Annotated in this window: 17 protein-coding genes; 10 read left to right on the plus strand and 7 right to left on the minus strand. The window is 70.9% G+C overall.

The annotated features are described in order from the left end of the window. Window positions 1-137 precede the first annotated feature (137 nt). The 4 genes from AB0J42_RS24180 (at window position 138) to AB0J42_RS24195 (ending at window position 3221) form a co-directional block, all read left to right on the plus strand. Window positions 138-770, plus strand: a complete 633-nt coding sequence (locus tag AB0J42_RS24180; protein WP_364298036.1) for a hypothetical protein — start codon at window positions 138-140, stop codon at window positions 768-770. Between the two features lie 129 nt (window positions 771-899). Continuing rightward, the gene (locus AB0J42_RS24185) at window positions 900-1913 is read left to right on the plus strand and encodes a hypothetical protein (protein WP_364298038.1); all 1014 of its coding nucleotides are present in this window, start codon (window positions 900-902) and stop codon (window positions 1911-1913) included. Between the two features lie 76 nt (window positions 1914-1989). Further along, entirely contained in the window at window positions 1990-2643 is a 654-nt protein-coding gene (locus AB0J42_RS24190) for a hypothetical protein (RefSeq protein ID WP_364298040.1), read from the plus strand. Beyond that, window positions 2640-3221: a hypothetical protein gene (locus tag AB0J42_RS24195; protein WP_364298042.1), complete on the plus strand. Its 582-nt coding sequence runs from the start codon at window positions 2640-2642 to the stop codon at window positions 3219-3221. The genes AB0J42_RS24190 and AB0J42_RS24195 overlap by 4 nt, the downstream gene beginning before the upstream one ends. A 199-nt stretch (window positions 3222-3420) precedes the next feature. Here the strand turns inward: AB0J42_RS24195 and AB0J42_RS24200 are convergent, their stop codons facing one another. Genes AB0J42_RS24200 through AB0J42_RS24215 form a run of 4 tightly spaced genes read right to left on the minus strand, consistent with a single transcriptional unit; the run spans window position 3421 to window position 9868 of the window. Beyond that, window positions 3421-4359 (minus strand): patatin-like phospholipase family protein, encoded by a 939-nt coding sequence (locus AB0J42_RS24200; RefSeq protein ID WP_364298044.1) that lies wholly within the window; start codon window positions 4357-4359, stop codon window positions 3421-3423. 6 nt (window positions 4360-4365) lie between these two features. Then, on the minus strand, window positions 4366-5370 hold the full coding sequence (locus tag AB0J42_RS24205; protein WP_364298046.1) for a hypothetical protein: 1005 nt from the start codon (window positions 5368-5370) through the stop codon (window positions 4366-4368). Beyond that, entirely contained in the window at window positions 5354-7516 is a 2163-nt protein-coding gene (locus AB0J42_RS24210; protein ID WP_364298048.1) for a dynamin family protein, read from the minus strand. The genes AB0J42_RS24205 and AB0J42_RS24210 overlap by 17 nt, the downstream gene beginning before the upstream one ends. A gap of 3 nt (window positions 7517-7519) precedes the next feature. After that, window positions 7520-9868 carry a dynamin family protein gene (locus AB0J42_RS24215; protein ID WP_364298050.1) on the minus strand — a complete coding sequence of 783 codons (2349 nt, stop codon included), beginning with the start codon at window positions 9866-9868 and terminating at the stop codon, window positions 7520-7522. 273 nt (window positions 9869-10141) lie between these two features. Between AB0J42_RS24215 and AB0J42_RS24220 the strand changes: the two genes are divergently transcribed. The 4 genes from AB0J42_RS24220 (at window position 10142) to AB0J42_RS24235 (ending at window position 13948) form a co-directional block, all read left to right on the plus strand. Beyond that, the gene (locus AB0J42_RS24220; protein WP_364298052.1) at window positions 10142-11626 is read left to right on the plus strand and encodes a UDP-N-acetylmuramoyl-L-alanyl-D-glutamate--2,6-diaminopimelate ligase; all 1485 of its coding nucleotides are present in this window, start codon (window positions 10142-10144) and stop codon (window positions 11624-11626) included. A 156-nt stretch (window positions 11627-11782) separates the two neighbouring features. Further along, window positions 11783-12388, plus strand: coding sequence for a hypothetical protein (locus AB0J42_RS24225; RefSeq protein WP_364298054.1), 606 nt, complete (start codon window positions 11783-11785; stop codon window positions 12386-12388). After that, entirely contained in the window at window positions 12345-12713 is a 369-nt protein-coding gene (locus AB0J42_RS24230) for a hypothetical protein (RefSeq protein WP_364298056.1), read from the plus strand. Before AB0J42_RS24225 ends, AB0J42_RS24230 begins: the two co-directional genes overlap by 44 nt. A 302-nt stretch (window positions 12714-13015) precedes the next feature. Further along, window positions 13016-13948, plus strand: a complete 933-nt coding sequence (locus AB0J42_RS24235) for a hypothetical protein (protein WP_364298058.1) — start codon at window positions 13016-13018, stop codon at window positions 13946-13948. Window positions 13949-14015: 67 nt separating this feature from the next. Here the strand turns inward: AB0J42_RS24235 and AB0J42_RS24240 are convergent, their stop codons facing one another. Next, window positions 14016-14879: a helix-turn-helix transcriptional regulator gene (locus AB0J42_RS24240; protein WP_364298060.1), complete on the minus strand. Its 864-nt coding sequence runs from the start codon at window positions 14877-14879 to the stop codon at window positions 14016-14018. 127 nt (window positions 14880-15006) lie between these two features. Here AB0J42_RS24240 and AB0J42_RS24245 point away from each other — a divergent pair, with 127 nt between their 5' ends. After that, on the plus strand, window positions 15007-16071 hold the full coding sequence (locus AB0J42_RS24245; RefSeq protein ID WP_364298062.1) for a kelch repeat-containing protein: 1065 nt from the start codon (window positions 15007-15009) through the stop codon (window positions 16069-16071). Between the two features lie 12 nt (window positions 16072-16083). Here AB0J42_RS24245 and AB0J42_RS24250 read toward each other — a convergent pair whose 3' ends face one another. Next, window positions 16084-16488: a hypothetical protein gene (locus AB0J42_RS24250; RefSeq protein WP_364298064.1), complete on the minus strand. Its 405-nt coding sequence runs from the start codon at window positions 16486-16488 to the stop codon at window positions 16084-16086. A 187-nt stretch (window positions 16489-16675) separates the two neighbouring features. On the opposite strand from AB0J42_RS24250, the gene AB0J42_RS24255 reads away from it, so the two are divergent. Continuing rightward, window positions 16676-16828: a hypothetical protein gene (locus tag AB0J42_RS24255; protein WP_364298258.1), complete on the plus strand. Its 153-nt coding sequence runs from the start codon at window positions 16676-16678 to the stop codon at window positions 16826-16828. Between the two features lie 28 nt (window positions 16829-16856). On the opposite strand, the gene AB0J42_RS24260 is transcribed toward AB0J42_RS24255, so the two are convergent. After that, window positions 16857-18248 carry a PepSY domain-containing protein gene (locus tag AB0J42_RS24260; protein ID WP_364298066.1) on the minus strand — a complete coding sequence of 464 codons (1392 nt, stop codon included), beginning with the start codon at window positions 18246-18248 and terminating at the stop codon, window positions 16857-16859. Window positions 18249-18336 lie beyond the last annotated feature (88 nt).

The raw sequence follows: 18336 nt of genomic DNA on the forward strand, positions 1-18336 counted from the left end.
GGAAGAGTGCCTTGGCGGGCGAACTGGGCCGGTCGAAGACGCCCTTGGTGATGTCGGTGTTGAGGCCGATGGCCGTGGACAGCGTGTAGAACACCGAGGAGCCGGCCGGCCCCGCCCCCCAGCAAGGGAGCGAAGACATGAGAATCAACAGGACCACGCAACTGCTCGCCGCGGCGGTGCTCGGCGTCGCGCTCGCGGGCGCCGGCGTGGCCGGTCCCGCGGTGGCGGACGACGAACCCGAGCAGGGCATCGACGTCACGGTGACGATCGAGCCCGGCGCTCCGGGCCAGGTGTCCATGACCGTCGCCGACAACGGCGGCGTGTCCCTTCAGGAGGACGGCTCCAACGCCGCCGCCCGCCAGTTCGTCGGCATCCTGCCGACGGTCACGGTGACCGACACCCGCCCGCCCGAGGAGATCCCCGACGGCGACTTCTGGGCGGTCGTCGGCCAGGCCAGCGAGTTCACCGCGACGAGCGGCTCCGCACCGCCCATCGGCCCGGAGTACCTGGGCTGGCGGCCGCGCCTGCTGACCGACTCCTCCACCGGGGCGGTGGAGGCCGGCGAGCCCGTATCCAGTGTCATCTCCGACGGATCAGGAGCGCCGGCCGTCGGTCTGCAGGGCCAGGAACTGCTGGTCTCGACGGCGAACTCCGCCGACGAGATCGGCACCTGGCAGGTCAACGCCGACCTCATACTGCGCACCCCCACCGACGTCACCGCCGGCGAGTACCACTCGACCGTCACGCTCTCCCTGTTCAACCAGTCCTGAACGGCGGCCGGTCCCGAACGTTCACCTGGTCCTGAACCGGAGGCAGGACGCCACCGCCCGCTCCGGCCGTCCGGGGCCCGCGCCCGCCCGGCGCGGGCCCCGGACGGCCACGACGAGACTGGAGACCTGTTGCCCGTAAGCCGCCCGCGAGGCGTCCTCGCCCGCCTCGCCGTCCTCCCCGCTCTGCTGGCCGCCATGGTGGCGTTCGCCGGCCCGTCCGGCGCCGACACCACCTGGTCGGTCGTGCCGGCCGGCGCCGACGGTCCCGACGGCCGCAGCGTCATCGACCTCGAACTCGCCGGCGGCCAGCAGGTCGTCGAGCACGTGGCGGTCATCAACCGCTCCACCGAGCCGGTGGACTTCGCGATCGACGCCAACGACGGCTACCTGACCTCCAAGGGCTACTTCGACATGCGGCCCTCCGACGCCGAGCCCACCGACGGCGGCGCCTGGATCACGGTCCCCGAGAAGGTGACCATCGCCGCCGGGGCCACCTCCGTCGTTCCCGTGACGGTGTCGATCCCCCCGAACGCGACGCCGGGGGACCACCCCGCGGGCGTGACCGCGTCCCTGGAGACCGTCTCCGGCCAGGTACGGGTCCAGAACCGGGTGGGCGTCCGCCTGAACATCCGCGTCACCGGCGACTACGTGGCCAAGGTGGCCGTGACCGGCGTACGGGCCGAGTACGTGGGCTCGTGGAACCCGTTCGCCGCGGGATCCGTCGAGGTCACCTACACCGTGGCCAACGAAGGCAACGTCCGGCTGGTCACGGACAACCAAGTGCTGACGTCCACGCTCGCGGGAGAGAACGGCTGGAACGACCCGTCCGCGGCCAGATCCAGGGAGCTCATGCCGGGCGGCAGCCGCACGTACGTCGCGCGGGTGCCCGGCGCGTGGCCGCTGGGCCCCATCGGCACGACCGTCACGGCGGTCCCCTCGCCCGCGGGCGAGCCGCTGCCCGGCGTCGCCGCCCAGCAGGCGGCGGTCGGCACCACGGTGTGGGCGCTGCCCTGGCCGCAGCTCGGCTCCATCGCCCTCCTCGTCCTCGCCTTCTTCGCCATCCGGCTGAACGCCGCCAGGCGCCGCAGGCGCATCGAGAAGCTGATCATGATCGCCCGCCAGAGCGCGTCCCAGGAGGCGTGAGCGCCCCCAGGAGGTGTCCACCATCAACCGACCCAGGCAGCCGGCCCCGGTCCGGCCTGCGACACGGGGCCAGGCCGTGCCCGCGACGCGGGGCCGCGTGCTCGCCCGCATGCTCCCCCTCGCGTTCGCATTCGCGCTCGGCGCGCTCGTCGCCGGCGGCGTGGTGTTCGGCGTGACCCGGCCGAGCTCGATCGAGCAGGCGGCCGACCGCCTCCGCGCCGAGTCCGCGCTGCGGGACCAGACCCAGATCAGGACCCTGACGGAGCTGGCCCGCGACACGCGGACCCGGCTCCTCCCCGTGCTCGACGGGCTCGCCCTCGCCCTGCCCGGCGACGGCGCCGCGGGACCCGTCGCGGTGACCGCCGCCGACGTCGAGAAGTGGCGGCAGGCCGCCGACGCGGCCGTCCAGGGCTTCGCCGACCCGCCGTCCGGCGAGACCGCCACCAACGTGGCGCGGTCGAGTCTCGCCTCCGCCGTGCGGCAGTTCGCCACCACCGTCGACACCTACGCGATGGCGCGGGACCTCACCGGACCGGCCCGCGCCGCCGCCCTCGACCTGGCCGCACGGCAACGCGCCGACGCGCTCTTCACCTGGTCGATCGGGGCCACCGCCCTCGACGCCGTGAACGTCGACGCCGGCAACGGCCACCAGCACGTGTTCCTGCCCACATCACCCGGCGAAGGGGCGCTCACCCCCGACACCGCACCCGAGGGGAGTCACCACCCGTGAAAACCTACGTCCTCACCGTCCTGCTGGCCGCGCTCGCGCTGGTGTTCGGCGCACCCGCCGCCGCGGCCCACGGCGGGCCGATCAAGCTGGAGGTGACAGGAGACGGCGCCGACAACGTCAACGTGCTGGTGACATACAAGAACGACGGCCATCCCGTCACGGAGATCGTCGAGGCGACGCTGAAGGCGACCTCGACCGACGGCCGGTCCTTCGGGCCGGTGCCGCTCAGGTCGTCGCCCGAGGGCCAGAACCTCTACCACGCCGCCGAGCCGCTGCCGAGCGGGGAGTGGCGGGTCACCGTGACCGCGACCGAACCGTCCAAGGCGAAGGCGACAGTACGGGTGAAGGCGGGCGTGGTCGCCGCTACGCCCGCCGTCGCGGCCCTTCCCGCCCAGGACCAGCCGACGAGCCAGGCCTCCGTGGGGAACGGGGCCGCCGCGGCGACGACCGCGGGGGACGACGACGGCGCGATGGGGACCCCCCTCAAGATCGGCGTCATCGTCCTCGCCGCGCTGGCCGCCACCGCGGCCTGGATCCTCTTCGCCCGGCGCCACACCCGCGCGGGCGCTGGCCACTGACGCACCTCGCGGGCCGGTTGCGGCCCGTACGGTCCAGCCCGGGCAGGGCCGGTTGCACCGGGGCGGGGTGAACGAGGCGTACCAGGCCCGATCACTTTGCCTGCTCACGTCCAAGCGCCCAGTGGTCCAGCGAGGCCTCGGTCACGGGTGGCGGCCCCGGCTGCCGCAACCGCCACAGACTTTCGCCATCGGACGGGAACTATTGCTCTTCGGTGAGGTCGTCGTCGAGCTTGCCGACAGCGTCCAGCATCACGTCCTGGGCCTCGCGGGCGACGTACGCGGCGTCGAGGACGTCGCCGGCCCTTTCGAGGGTGCGTCGCGCGTCCTGGTAGCCCTGTTCACGCAGACCCTCCAGACGGCGGGCGGAGAAGTCCAGCAGTCCCGCCGTACTGTTGAGCAGGCCGGGTCCGTTGAGGGCCTCGGACGGGCGGATCTCCAGGATCGTGGCGTTCGGGAAGCGCTGGGCGTCCCAGAGCACGCCTCGGGTCAGGTGGGTGACGAGGATCAGGTCCAGCTCTCCTTCGGTGACCAGCGGGCCGGCCGGTGCGTTGGCGTACATGCCGCCCAGGCCGCCGTCACGGTAAAAGGTGCCGCCGACCCAGCGGCCGGGCATGATGATCGGCAGTGCCGCGCTGGCCAGCACGGCCTGCCGCCGTTCGGGGACGGGGAGGTCGTTGAGCTTGACCCAGTGCGCCTGCGCGCCGGAAGCCGCTCGGGCGAGGTCGGCCAGCCAGCCGCCGTCGGGGTGGAAGGGCATGGGCGGCAGCGCCGGGAACATGGTGACCCAGAAGGGAAGATCGAGGGGCAGGCGGCCGAGGTCGACGTGATGTTCCATGAGGTCTTCGACGAAGTCCGGCCGCACTACGGGGCCGGTCGCCATCCTGGCAACCTCGACCAGCGTGGCAGGCCTGCCACCGGCGTCGGCCGTCCGGCCCACCTCGTCCCAGAGGGCGCGCAATCGTACGGCTGCGGCGCGGAGAGAGTCCGATGAGGTGAGCACGGCTCCGTTGAGCGCCCCGATACTGGTGCCAGCCACAGCGGCGACGCGGACGTCTCTTTCGGCGAGATACTCGATGACGCCCACCTGGTACGCGCCCTTGGCGCCGCCGCCGGCCAGGACCAGCCCGGTCCTCGCCATCAGTTCTCAGCCTCCAGGCGCTGCCAGGCCGAGGCGGCGAGGTCGAACTGCTCGGCCACCACGAGTTCGACGAACCGCTTGCGGGTGGCGCCACCGTCGATCCAGCCGGCGCGCCGCCGGTTCAGCTCCAGGGCGGTCCGCGCGGGGTGTTCGGGCCGTGACTCCTCGGGGAGCGAGGCCAGCTCCATGGTCAGGGCGGCGATGCTGGCCAGGGGGCTTGCGGTCCAGCGCCAGTTCGGGCCGGAGCCCGGCGTCCAGGAGTTCGGCCATGAGCCAGCGCTGGTCGGCGGAGTGGAGTCTGCGCCACGAATCATCCAGTACCGCCACGAACGTCACCCCTCGATCGGGTGCCGCGTGGACCTCGCCCAGCACGCCGAAGATCGCTTCGGTGACCCTCGTACGGTAGGTCTCGTTCGTACGGAGGGCGTCCCATCGGCCGCATGACCCGCTCGCGAGGTGCCGGGCCATGAGGATGGCCTGATACGGCCAGGGCACGCCCGCGTACGCGGCGTCCGCTCGGGCCACGGCGTCGGCCAGGAAGTCATCGGCCGCCAGCTTCAGGTCGATCGAGGCCCTCCAATCCTCGAGTTCGCGGAATCGTTCATCACAAACCTGGATGTACTCGCCGACGAGGACGGTGAGCTCGGAGACCTCGAAGGACAGCCGCTGCTGGGCGATCCGGGTCGCGGCCGCCGTCTCCTTGACCTGTCGCAGGTGGTCGGCGACGCGCGCCAGCGCCAGGTCCGTGACGGCGCTGCGCCTGTTCGACTCGGTGGCGAGGTCCGTGAGCGCCAGCTGGCCGTTGATCAGCGACTGGAAGATCAGCAGCTGCGCCTTGTGCCTCCGGCCGGTGAGCTCGGCGACCAGCCGGCCGATCACCCCGAGCTCCGCGCTGTCGGCGGCCACGCCGCGTGCCACGCCCAGCCCGTTCACCAGCTCCAGCAGCGTGCGGTCCGTTACGCCGGGGAGCCGCCGCGCCATCCGGCGGACGTCATCACTGATCGCTGACACTCGTCGTCCTCTCCATTGACCAGACCAGATCTGCGAGGCTCGGACGAAGCCGCGCCGGCGGCGAGGCGCCGATCCGGGCGAGAGCCGCCCGCAGCACAGTCCGATGAGGGTGCCGGCACGTCACCGCTCTGTGTAGCGGCTCGATGCCGGATCGTTCGCGGGTTCGGAGGCCGGTTCCGGCCAGCAGGCCCGAGGTCTCGAAGACCGCGACGCCGTCGCGGCCGAACAGCCGCCGGGCGGCCGCGGCGGTGCTCTCCTGATCCAGATCGGCCGAGTCGCGGCGTCGGTCGATCCGGTTGACGACCAGCCACACCAGTGTGTCGTCGAGTACGTCCAGCGCGGGGCGGATGCGTTCCGCGAATGCGGCTTCCGACGTGCTGCCCAGCTGGGTGTAGTCGAGCAGCACCAGGCAGGCGTGTGCGGTCGCGAGGTGCTTCAGCGCGATGTCGTCCAGCAGGGATGTGCCGATCGTCTCGTTCCTGCCGGGCGTGTCCACGAACACCAGATGCCCCTCACCTGGGACGCGCACTTCGGGTAGCCAGTCCACCAACCGCCTCGTATGGAGCTCGGGCAGGAGCAGGATGGCCAGCCGCGCGAAGTCGTTGAGCCAGAAGAGGCACCGCTCCACCGCCTCCGCCCCGCTCGTCTCGTTCCGCAGGACGGGGCCGCCCGCCATCAGGGCGCCGGCGAGCCGGGCGAGGTGGGGGTGTCCCCGCAACTCGGCCGGGGCGCCGCCGGTCAGCCGGGTTCTGAGGCGGTCCGCCAGGTCGTCCACCTGCTCAAGCAACTCGGGCTCAAGCCGGAACAGCGGGGTGGAAACCGCCGGACCGCCTGTCACGAGCCGGGTGGCCAGGACGGTCATCGCCTGCGCCCGGCGCGGCAGAACCTCGTGACCGAGGAGGGCGCACAGCAGCGTGGACTTCCCGGCGTTCATCGGCGCCAGGACCGGGATCCGGACCTCGACGCGCCGCCCGCCGGACAGTCGCAGCAGATCGGTGACGTGAGCCGGGCCGAGCCAGGGGGTTGCCGCTTCGGCGAGTGCCGGCAACGCCGCCCGCGTCACCTGACTCAGGCCATGCCGGTCCGGCCGGTGCACGTCCGACCAAACCCGGTCCAGGTGATCGAGGTCGCTCGGAAGGCGTTCCCAGGCGGCGGCCTCCCGGGCTGCGCGCGACAGCCTGCTCCTGGCCTCGGACTCGGCCGCTGCCAGCAGGGCGGTCCATTCCTTGAGGGTGCGCCGGTGGCCGTCCAGCCGCGTGGCGAAGGCCTTCAGGACTACCTCCCGAAGGTGGGAACGGGTGGCCGTTTCGTACGAGGCCAGCCAGCCGTGCCAGCTGTCGAGGACCCGCGCGAGGAGGGTCTTCCGTTCGACGAGGTAGCCGCTGAGCCCGCACACCGTGGGCAGATCTCTCCGGTACGAGTGCGGCGACAGAGGCCACAGCCGCCATCCGCGCCGGGCCGACAGCGGCTGGACCGAATGCTCGGCGGCCTCGGCCAGGGTCGAAGCCGGTCCGGGTGGCCATTCGACCGAGCCGGGCATCGCCCCGCCGAGGACCGGCGGGACGGCCTGCCCCAGGCTCTGTGGGTGGTCGAGGTGAAGCCGCTGAAGCCGCGCCTCGAACTCGCTCAGCCAGGACACGACGGCGGCGATGTCAGCTTCCGCGTCCACGACGGCGTCCGCCAACGACTGCTCGGCCCGCTGCCCGATCTCGGCGACGAAATCCCGCGCGAGCCGTGCGGCGTCGGACGAACGCAGCAGGGTAAGCCGTTCGTCGCGTCCGGCCGGTCGCCGGCGTCCTGCGAGGCCGCGCTGCGCCGCCAGGGCCAGTTCCTCGGCCGCCACCCGATGTTGCCCCATGACGATCCGGGTCACCACGTCGTCGAGCCGCCGGCGGACGGCATGCTCCAGGGGCGCCGCGCCGGTGAGCAGATCATCGCAACGTTCCAGGCCTTCCCGGACCTTCGCCAGGTCGGCCTGGAGCGTTTCCCTCTGCTGCCGGAGACGGCTCGTGGCGTTCGCCGCCGTGCGCCGGTGCCGCTGGATGCTTGCCCGGATGCGCGGTTCGCGAGCTCTCAGATCCTGGAGGTCGTCGACCGCTGGACGGGCTTCCTCGATCCAGGCCCGGATCTCCGTGAACTGGTCCACGGATCACTCAAGCCGCAGGCGGTAGTCGTGCAGCAGCTTGAGCTCGCCGGCCAGGTTCTTCTCCAGCGTGACGAAGGCGTTGTGGTGCTCGGCCTGCTTGGCCTCGTCCTTCTTCTTGATCTCCAGCGAGCGGGTCAAGGCGTCGTGGTAGCCCTGCAGGTAGTCGCTCAGGCCGTCGTAGTACGCGGTGACCTCGCTGGTCAGGTGGTTGGCCACGTACTCCCGCAACATCAGGCGTACCTGCTCGATCTGGGCGCTGAAGGCATCCGTGAGTTGCTGGACCACGCTCTCGCGGGAGACCACGTACGTGTGGATCGTGACGTGTCGCTGTTTGGTGACGGTCACGTCCTTCTTGCCGATCCAGAGCGTGTACCAGGTCCGCTTGGTCGTCGTCTCCTCGTATTCCTCTGTTTCCTCGGTCACCCGGTGCACAGGATCCGCGACCTTGCCGTGGAAAACGCCCCCGATCTCCGCTCTCGGCGGCCGGAGCTTGACATCGAAGGCCGTGGACAGGGTTTTCGCGGCCCGGTCGATGAGACCGCGTACCTTGTTCTCCTGCTCCATGACGATCGCGGCCGTGATGGTGTCCACGCGCGTGTCGAGTTGCCGCTTTCCCAGGTCCATCAGCTGACGAAGCTGCTCGGTCGCCACGCCGGCCAGCTCGTCCTTGAACTTGTTCGCCTCGGCCAGGTCGTGGAACTCGTACTCGTCGGTCGCCGGCTTTCCTGAGAAGAGCACATCGACGGTCGCCTTCATGAACCGGCGGAACGCCTTCACCGGCTCCCAGCCGCTGGGCGGTTCCGCCGTGCGAGGTGGTTTGGCGCGAAGGACCTGGATGATCTGGTTCCCCTGTGCGCCGAGCTGGCCGGCGAACTTGTCGATCTCCGACTGGAAACGTCGCTGCAGCTCCTCGACGTTCGGGCGGTTGTCCCGATGGGTCCGCAGCAGCTCCATCTCCGCGTTGAGGGTGGCCAGCTGTTCCTCGATGACCCCCGTTTCCCGTTCCGCCGCGCTGCGCTCCAGCGCGACCAGGTCGGCGATGTCGCCGATGGCCGCTTCGTACCGCCGGATTCCGGCATCCATCACCTGCGGTGCGGCGTTCCGGCGCAGCCGGGTGATCGCAGCGTTGATCAACGTCGTGATCTGGCTCTTCCGCTGGAACCGCTCTCCATCGCGGGTCAGCTCCTCCAGGGATACCCGCGCGAGGCGTTCGGCGAGGTCCTCTTCGTCGTCGAGCGGGTGCAGCTCGCGAAGCACCGCCCTCGCCGCCTCGCTGCGCTCCGGCTGGAAGTCGTCGCCCTGCGAGCGGATCTCCGCCAGGAGCCTGGAGCCCATCAGACCCCAGTGCGCCACCGCCTCGAACAGCTGCGAGCCGGCCTGCTCCTCGGTCAGGCCGAGACTGTGCTGAACGGCCTCGCGGGTGTCGGCCACGCTCAGGTCGTCCCTCGACTTCCGGGCGTCGACCTTGTTGACCACGGCATACAGCCGTTCCGGGCCGATGACCTTCAGGTGGCGGGACAGCCGGCTCTCGATGTCGGCCGCCGCGTCCCCGCCCATCTGGGTGTAGTCGAGTACGACGAGCACGATATGGGAGTCGGCCAGCTGCTTCTCCACCGCGGGGCCGAGCCGCGCGGCGATGGCGTGCTCGTTGGGGCCCGGCGTGTCGATGATGACCAGCTGACCGCCTTTGGCCTGGCCGGCGGAGAAGGAGTGCGAGTGCCCGGTTCTCAGTTCGGGCAGGTCCGTGAGGGCGCCCAGGAAGTCCTGCTCGTCGGCGGCGAGCGTGCCCAGGCGCATCTCGTCGTTGAGCCGCGCGAGGATCCGGTGCACCTCGTCCCTGCCGACGTATTCGGAGGCGAGCCGTGGAACGGTCCCGTGTTGCAGGCTCCTGGCCAGGTCGTCCAGATAGGAGTGCTGCCGCGGCACCTCCCAGCCCTGCCGCAGCTTGTCGCCTACGGCATCTTCCAACCCGGCGTACAGCTTGCGTGTCGTCTCGGGGATGCGTAGCTCGGGTCTGTCCAGATCCATGCCCTCCACCAGGAAGATCTTGGTGGGCAGCGTGGTCATGGGATTCGCTCGCGCCGGCAGCAGCTGGTAGCCGACGATGGCGTTGATGAGCGTCGACTTGCCGGCCTTCATCGGGGCGACGATCGGCATGAGGAGTTGAAGATCTCGTACGGAGTCCAGATGCGCTTTGAGATCCTGGCGGAACCTGCTGTCCTTCAGATCCCCCTGGACGCCGAGGAGTTCGGCGTTCTCCACTAATCCGAGGATTCTGGTGAAGGCTTTGATCAGGTCCTGGTGGAGTTCTTCGAGACCTTGACCGCCTTCCCCGCTGATGCCGACCTTCACATTTCCCTCCGAAAGGCGAAACTCGCTATGTTGCCCGGCTGGTGAGCCTGCTCTGTGAGATCGCGACTACCGTAAGAGATGTTACGGAGGGTCGTATCAGAATGAAGCGACTTCGCGATCCGGCAGCATTTGCGGCAAATATCATTAACTGTGGCGATGTATCGCCATTGCCTTATTTATCCTTCTCTTGGCGACTTTGTCGCGGCACTGCCGCGCGTTGCCCGGACACAGGCCCACGTGCTCGGGCAGGCTGACCCCCATCAGGGGGGCCGCATGAAACTCAGTGATCTTCTCGCCGGATACGACCACCACGTCGTCCAGGGCGACCCGGAGGCGACAGTCGTCCGGGCCGGCATCGCCTACGACTCTCGGCGGATGACCGCGGGGGCCATGTACATCGCGATGCGGGGCACCCGCTTGGACGGGCACAGGTACATTCAGGACGCCGTCGAGCGTGGCGCCGTCGCCATTCTGGTGGAACAGCCGATCGGGCAAACAGTGCCGTCGCATGTGTGTGTCGTGCAGGTGGCCGACACCCGGGCGGCGGTTCCCGCCGTAGCCTCCCGCTACTTCGGGGAGCCCGCCCGAGAGATGGACGTCGTGGCCGTCACCGGCACCAACGGCAAGACATCGATCTCCTACATGGTCGAGGCAGTGCTGCGCCTCGGGGCCGGACAACGGGTCGGCGTGATGGGCACGGATGGCTACCGCGTCGCCTCCGAGCCGATTCAGGTGGACAAGAACACCCCGACCACCCCCGAGTCGGCCGACCTGCACCACATCCTGCGCCGCATGCGTGACCGGGGGGCCGGAACCGTCGTCATGGAGGCGTCCTCCATCGCGCTGAAGCTCCACCGGGTGGACTGCGCGGACATCGACGTCGGCATCTTCACCAACCTCACGCCGGACCACCTGGAGAGTCACGGCACCATGGCGGCGTACGCGCAGGCCAAACTGCTGCTCTTCGGCGGCCTGTGCAAGCGGGCGGTGGCCAACGCGGACGACCCGGTCACCGGGGACATCGTCCAGCTGATGCCGGGCGCGACGACCACGTACGGCCTGGACGACGCTGCCGCCGGCTTCCGGGCGACGGACCTGGTCATCGACGCCACGGGAACCCGGTTCGTCCTGCACCACGCCGGCCGCGAGTACGAGGCACGCGTACCGGTCCCCGGTCGGTTCGCCGTCCACAACTCGCTGGCCGTGATCGCCACCTGCCATCTGCTGGGGCACGACCTGGAGGCCGTCCTGGGGGCGCTGAGGCAGCTGCCTTCGATCCCGGGCCGGTTCGAGCCGTACCGGACCCCGGCCGGAGTGTCGGTGATCGTGGACTACGCCCACTCGGCCGACTCCCTGGAAAAGGTGCTCACGACCATCCGGGGTTTCGCCGCCGGCCGCGTGATCACGGTGTTCGGTTGCGGTGGCGACCGGGACGCGACGAAGCGCGCCCCGATGGGTGAGGTCGCGGGCACATGCTCGGACTACGTGATCGTCACCAGCGACAACCCGCGCGGTGAGGACCCCGAGGCCATCATCGACCAGATCATCCCTGGACTGGTTTCGACCGGCACCGGCTACGAGCGCGTCCCCGACCGGCGGGCGGCCATCGCGCGGGCACTCGCCGTGGCCGCGCCGGACGACGTCATCCTGATCGCGGGCAAGGGTGCCGAGACGTATCAGATCGTCGGCGACCGCAAGGTGCACTTCGACGACATGGAGACCGTACGAGAGCTCGCCGCCGGCGCGGCACAGTCCTGACCTCCGCGACCACGAGGACGTTGCCCCGGCTCGCCGCGTCCATGCGGTGCAGCACTCGGAGGGCTGGTGCGAGCATTCCGGATATGTGACGCTGACGCCAGCAGCATCCGTGGCCGATGTACGAGGCGGGGAGAGTCTGGCATGGAGCGGCGGAGGATGCGCGCCAGGGTCGTCGCGTACGGGGTTGCTGTGACAGGCCTCGCGGGGCTTCTGGGAGGCATCGTCGCCCTGCAGCCCGCCGGCGAAGGCCCTCACATGGCGTCCGTGCCGATCACTACAGCCATCGACAGAGCACCGATCCCCGAGGATGAGGCGCGGCTGCCCCGCACTTCGTCGGCGTTGCCGGAGCGGATCGCCGTGGACCCGGGCAGCGCGGCGAAGCTGTCCGGCCTGCCTGTACCCGGCGCTCTTGCTCTCTTCCAACACATACGGACAGATGTACCTATATACGTTCTGGGCACCGACGGCCGGATGCGGGTGATCGACGAGCTGCAACCGGAGCCCGTGCGGGACGCAGGAGGAAACGAGATGACCGCGCTCAGCTCCGCGTCGCTGAGCCCGGACGGCACGAAGGCGGCCCTGCCCCAGGCCGACGCCGTCATCGTCTGGGATCGTACGGATGACCCCGGATGCGAAGCTGACCGTATGGACGTCGAGCGGGGAACGCGTGTCCGAAACGACCGTCCCCCTACAACAGATCGCTCCTGGAAGCACAGTCATGCTCAGCGGCAGTGTGTGGGGGACGGGCTGGCGGCGGGGTGAGCTGGTCGCTCAGACCGTACGGGTCGACGGCGCGGACGGGCAGGCCGATGTCGTGATCGTGGCGGACGTCCGGAGCGGGCGGCTGGTCCGGGCGCTCGAGCTGCCGTGGAGCGACTCGACCTCCCACACGCGGTGCGGAGTCGGGGGCTGCCCGGTGAAAGGGTGGCTCGGTGACGACGCCGTCCTCATCCACAGCCTGATCTACCGTTCTGACGGGTCGGAGCGCAGCAGGCTTCTGGCGTGGAACATCCGTACGGGTGCGCTGACGCGAGTGGCCGACCTTCCGGAGCGCACGGTGGTGTCGGTGGCCGACATCACGCGGTGAAGACGGCTGGTCACGGCCGAAGCGTAGATATTGATCCTGACCAGCATCCTGGAAGTAATTCCTGTTACTCAGCTCGCTAAAGTCGTCGGTGAATGTCTCCAAGGCCGCGCCGGCTGATTTATTCCGCCGGTGCGCTGCTCGCCGCATATTTCCCGAAGAGTTTCATCGCCGAAGCGCTGAACTCCGCGCAACAGCGATGGGGTCGGCGCACGTGCTGCGGGACTGAGTCCGACTCCTTCTCAAGACGTTCGGACGGGCGGCCGTCCGTCCGCCTTCTCCATAACCCGAAAGGAGCAAGGATCGTGACAACTACGGAAACCCGCCTCGCCTCGGAGCCGGCCATCACATTACGACGCGGGCGGACGATTCTCTTCAGCGTGCTGGCGGGCTTCGCCCTGACCGTCTTGTGGTCGGCGCCGTTCGTCGACCGGGTGATCGGCGACGGGGTCACCAGCGCCATCATCGGCCACGAAACGGACGCCCCCATCGCGGGCATCATGTCCGGTGTTCTCTTCGCCTTCGCCAGCGGTCTCGGCGGCACGCTCACCGCCTGCAACATCGCGGCGCTGGGAGCCGTCGCCCCGCTGCTGGGGCAGAAGCAGTCGGTGAAGGGCCGGGTGCTGATGGCCCTGCCGCCGCTGGCCTGGCTGGTGGCGGGCATGGCCTCCGTCTCAGCCGCTTACGGAGTCGTCGCGGCCCTGTTCGGCACCCACATGCCGCAGTACTCGACCGCCACGGTCGCCTCGGGCCTGTCGCCGCGGCTGATCCAGTCGATGGTGGTCTTCGGCATCATCGGGCTGATCCTGTGCTACCTGGGACTCGCGGCACTGGGCATCGTCAAGGATCCCATGGCGAACATCGCCCGGCGTCACCCCCACGCCCGCTCCGTCCTCATGGGCGTGCTGATCGGCGCGTTCCTCGTCGGAAGGCCGTTCGGCCTCTACCGGCACCTGTTCCGCGACGTCGCCGACAGCCACAACCCGCTCTACGGCGCGGTGTCCTTCATGATGCAGTCCGTGGGCAACATCGTCATCCTCGCGCTCCTCTTCCTCATCCTGACGGTCGTGGCCGGTGGCCGGGTGCAGCGCTGGATGGCCGCCAGGCCGGGGCGCGCCGCGATGCTGACCGCCTCCGCGCTCCTGGTGGCGGGTGTCTTCACCTTCCTGTACTGGGATGTCAGGCTCCTGGCCCGGACCGGGGTCATCTGGTACCCGATCATCAGCTGGTACTCCTGACCGATAGCCTCCCGTGGACATGACGGTGGGCCGCGGTTGTATGCGGCCCACCGTCGTACGTGCCTGATCACCCGGTGAAGGAGTTCACCGCGTCATGGCCCAGGTCCTGGGTGCCGATGACGGACAGCAACTCCAGCTGAGCCGCCCCCTGACTGCCCGGCGGCGCGGTGAACCAGAGCAGCCGCTGGCGGCCGTCCTCGCTGAAGAGACTGTGGCAGTCCACCTCGATGATCCCCAGCTCCGGATGGACCAGCCGCTTGTGGTCCGCCCGCCGCAGCGCCACGTCATGGGCGTCCCAGATGGCGGCGAACTCGGCGCTGCGCCGCCGCAGCACCGCCACCATCCGCCCTACCTGGGCGTCGCCGCCGCGCCGGGCGGTGACCGCGCGCAGGTCGGAGACGAAGACCCGGGAGTGGTGCGGGTGCTCGTCCGCCGGGTAGAGGGCGCGGGCGGCGGGATCGGTGAACCACCGGTAGACGTAGCTGGCCTCCGGGCCGCGCCGCATCGGATGCCGGCCGATCAGCGCGGCGGCTAACTCGTTCTGCACCAGCGTCTCGTGCAGATCGGTAATGATCATCGCGGGTGTGGTGGTCAGCCGGTCCAGCATGGCCAGCATGGACGGCTGGACGTGCGCGGTCGGGCCGTGCGCCCCCGGGACAGGCCGCCCGGCGAGCAGGAACAGGTGATCGCGCTCGTCGCCCTCCAACCGCAGCGCGCGGGCGAGCGCGGCCAGCGTCTGCGCCGACGGCTGGGCTCCGCGTCCCCGCTCCAGCTCGGTGTAGTAGTCCGCCGACAGGCTCGCGAGCTGCGCGACCTCCTCCCGGCGCAGTCCGGGCACCCGGCGGCGGGGGCCGGCGGGCAGGCCGACGTCGGCCGGCCGGACGCGGGCGCGGCGGGTCTTCAGGAACGCGGCGAGTTCGCGGAGGTTCACCTCTCCATCGTGACCCCGGCGGCAGGTCGTAGCCAGGGGCCGCCGACCCCTGGGTGAACGCAGCCCTGGCCCGGGGTCCGTCTCCCGGCGAGCGTGAACCGTACGGATCACCGAACAAGGAGACGTCATGAGACGCGGAATCGCCCTGCTCCTCGGCGCGGCCCTGGCCGCGGGCCCCAGCCTCCCCGCGCACGCGCACCCCGGCCATCCGGCGCCCACCACGACCCCCGTCGCGTCCGAACCGACCTACGGGAAGGGGTGGCTGGCGCGGGCGGCGATCGGCGGCGGTCCCCGCCAGGAGCACAGCGTCGCCGCGGTCGGCCACCGGGTCTACCTCATCGGCGGCATCGTCCCGGACGGCGACGGCGTCGTCACCACCGGGCGGATGGAGGTCTACGACACCCGGCGCGACACCTGGTCGGAGGCGGCCCCGCTGCCCGTCGTGATGAACCACCCCAACGTGGCGACGGTCGGCGGCCGGATCTACGTGCTCGGCGGGCTGTCCGGCGGCGCGTCCTGGGAGGCCCTGCGTGACAGTTTCGTGTACGACCCGCGTACCGACCGGTGGTCGCCGCTGCCGCCGATGCCGGCCGGCCTGGAGCGGGGGAGCGCCGCGATGGGCGTACGAGGGACGAAGATCTATCTCGCGGGCGGCATGCGCACGCTGACGCCCGGCCCCGGCGGCCTCCAGGACACCGTGGACCTCGTGTCGTCGTACGACGTCGCGACCGGCCGGTGGGAGACCCTGCCCAGCCTGCCGCAGGCGCGCGACCACGTCGGCGGCGCCGTCGTCGGCCGGACCTTCTACGTGCTCGGCGGGCGCGACCGGGGACAGGTCAACGTGCGCGACACCGTGTACGCGCTGGACCTGCGTACGCGCCGCTGGTCGGAGCGGGCGCCGATGCCGACGGCCCGGGGCGGGATCGCCGCCGCGGCCGTGGGCGGCACGATCTACACGTTCGGCGGCGAGGGTCGGCACGACGGGACGAACCCCAACACGGTCTTCGCCGAGGCCGAGGCGTACGACACGGCGCGCGACCGCTGGGTGCGCCTGGTCCCGATGCCGGTGCCCCGGCACGGGACCGCCGCCGTCGCCGTGGGCGGCACGATCCACATCCCCGGTGGCGGCACGGCGGCCGGCGCCGCCCCCGTGGACGTCAACGACGCCTACCGGCCCGGGCGGACGTGGTAACAGACGGGCCGGTCAGCCCATCGAGATGAGGATGGGCGCGACGTAACGCCCGCGGTCGCCCGGGGGCCGGCCGGCGCCGTAGACCATCGTCGGCAGAGCCGAGGGCCCCTGGACCGGCCCCAGCCCGGCGATCCAGGGACGCAGGCCGGGGTAGGCGTCGAGCAGGTCGATCCGTACGTCGCGGTCGGCGCCGTGGGCGGCGGCCAGGATGAGGTCGCGGGCGGCTTCCTCCGACGGCGCGACCACGGGGCCGATGACGCGGTGGGGGCCGGCGTTCCGGGCCACGGCGTAGCCGCCGTCGGTGACGACCGCGCGCTCGGCCGAGGACAGCAGGGCGGTCAGCGCCTTGCTCCGGTCGGCGCCGGTGACCTCGGCGTCCAGGGCGAGGAGGGCGGCGTGGTCGTCCGGGGTGGCCACGCGGACCGCGGGCGACGGCGTAGACCTCGCCCGCCTCGAACATCAGCCGCCATTTGGCCTCGTCGGTGGCCCAGCCGCGATCGCTTTCGAGCCGCTTGCACAGAGGCAGGTCCTCGGGACCGAGAAGGCGAATATCGCTCACGTCCGAGAACCTACATCTCCCGCCGCCCGCCGCGACCGCACCACGTTGGTCATCGCCCACCGCCTGTCGACCATCCGCACCGCCGATCGGATCGTCGTCCTGGGCGACGGCCGCGGCGCCGAGACCGGCACCCACGCCGGACTCCTCACCCGCTCCGGCGCCTACACCCGCCTCCTCGCCACCCAGCTGACCAGCTGATCGCCTCAGACGCGGCCCGGGAGGAAGGTCACGCTTCCTCCCGGGCCGCGCGGGCACGCAGGCCCAGCAGGACGTCGACGGCCAGGAAGGCGAGCAGGGACAGGCCCATCAGCGGCAGGAACCAGCCCACGGCCGCGACGACGAGGACCAGGGGCGCCAGGACGGCCCAGTGCAGCCGGCGCCAGCCGCCGCGCGGATACGGCCTGCCGAAACCCCGAGTGGGACGGCGCTGCCACCACATCCGGTACCCGAGCACGATGAGCGTGATCACCCCGGCCGCCAGCAGCATCAGCACGATCTGGTTGGCCAGGCCGAACAGCAGGCCCATGTGCCCGTCGATGCCCCACTGGGTGAGCTTGGCGGCGAGGTTGTAGTCGGCGAAGCGCAGCACGTCCGTGACCTGACCGGAGCCGGCGTCGACGGCGACCTGGTCGAGGCGCTGCGGGACCGTCTTGTCGATCTCCTTGACCACGTACGGCGCGCCCGGCTCGGCGGGCCACACGATCTCCAGCGGGCCGGACAGGCCCTCGCCCGCCGCGGCCCGGGTGACCTGGTCGACGTCCGCGGTCGTGCCGCCGTGCTGGTGGCCGGTGCCCTCACCGGCATGAGCGGCGTGGTCGCCGGAGGACGTGCTGAGCACCGGCGTCGTCCAGCCGAGCGCCGCACGTACCTCGCCGACGTTCTCCCCGGCGTACTTCGACCAGGTCAGGCCGGTCGCCGACAGGAAGAGCAGGCCCAGCACCGCCCACAGGCCGACGGACCCGTGCCAGGACAGGCGCCGGCGCGCCCCCGACAGCGACCGGTCGGGGGCGAGCAGGCTGCGCAGCCGGCGGGTACGGCGGCGCCTGGTGACCCAGAGCGCCAGGCCGCCCAGCGCGACCACCCACAGCCAACCGGCCGCCAGCTCGCTGTAGAGCCGGCCCGGCTCGCCCAGGTGCAGGTGACGGTGCAGGTTGGAGATCCAGGCGCGGACCGGGAGAGCGCCCGCGCCGCCGTAGCTCTCCAGCGTGCCGCGCACCTGGCCCGTGTAGGGATCGACGAAGACGGCCAGCTGGGTGCTTTCCGGCAGGCCGGGCACGTCCATCAGGACGTGTGTGCTCTCGTTCGCCCCGCCCGGGGTGCGCACCGCGGTGACCTTCCCGTCAGGACGCGCGGTCTGCGCGGCGGCGACCTGCCGGGTGAGCGGCAGCCGCTGCTCGCCTACGGGAACGGTCAGCTCGTGGCGGTGCACGACCTGCTCGATCTGGAGGGAAGCGGCATACAGCAGGCCGGTGGAGGCGGCGACGAGCAGGAAAGGGGCGATGAGGATTCCGGCGTAGAAATGCAGGCGGAGGATGAGCGGCTTGAGTGAGGCCCAGACCGGCGACGGGCCGGGGGAGGGTTCGGGGGCGGCGTCAGGGCGTGTTTCGGTAGAAGTCATGGGGTCTCCGTGGAAGGGCGCGCGCCACGACGGGTGCGCGCCGCCGCGAGAAGGTGTGTTCGGCCGTACGTGGGGACGGCGGGGAAAC

This window comes from Nonomuraea sp. NPDC049649, assembly GCF_040675175.1.
Classification (GTDB): Bacteria; Actinomycetota; Actinomycetes; order Streptosporangiales; family Streptosporangiaceae; genus Nonomuraea.

What these genes read in the sequence shown, in the direction of transcription:
- AB0J42_RS24200 (WP_364298044.1), bottom strand. Translation starts at nt 4,359, where the DNA reads ATGGCGAGGACCGGGCTGGTCCTGGCCGGCGGCGGCGCCAAGGGCGCG.
- AB0J42_RS24220 (WP_364298052.1), top strand. Translation starts at nt 10,142, where the DNA reads ATGAAACTCAGTGATCTTCTCGCCGGATACGACCACCACGTCGTCCAG.
- AB0J42_RS24225 (WP_364298054.1), top strand. Translation starts at nt 11,783, where the DNA reads ATGCGCGCCAGGGTCGTCGCGTACGGGGTTGCTGTGACAGGCCTCGCG.
- AB0J42_RS24180 (WP_364298036.1), top strand. Translation starts at nt 138, where the DNA reads ATGAGAATCAACAGGACCACGCAACTGCTCGCCGCGGCGGTGCTCGGC.
- AB0J42_RS24230 (WP_364298056.1), top strand. Translation starts at nt 12,345, where the DNA reads ATGCTCAGCGGCAGTGTGTGGGGGACGGGCTGGCGGCGGGGTGAGCTG.
- AB0J42_RS24245 (WP_364298062.1), top strand. Translation starts at nt 15,007, where the DNA reads ATGAGACGCGGAATCGCCCTGCTCCTCGGCGCGGCCCTGGCCGCGGGC.
- AB0J42_RS24260 (WP_364298066.1), bottom strand. Translation starts at nt 18,248, where the DNA reads ATGACTTCTACCGAAACACGCCCTGACGCCGCCCCCGAACCCTCCCCC.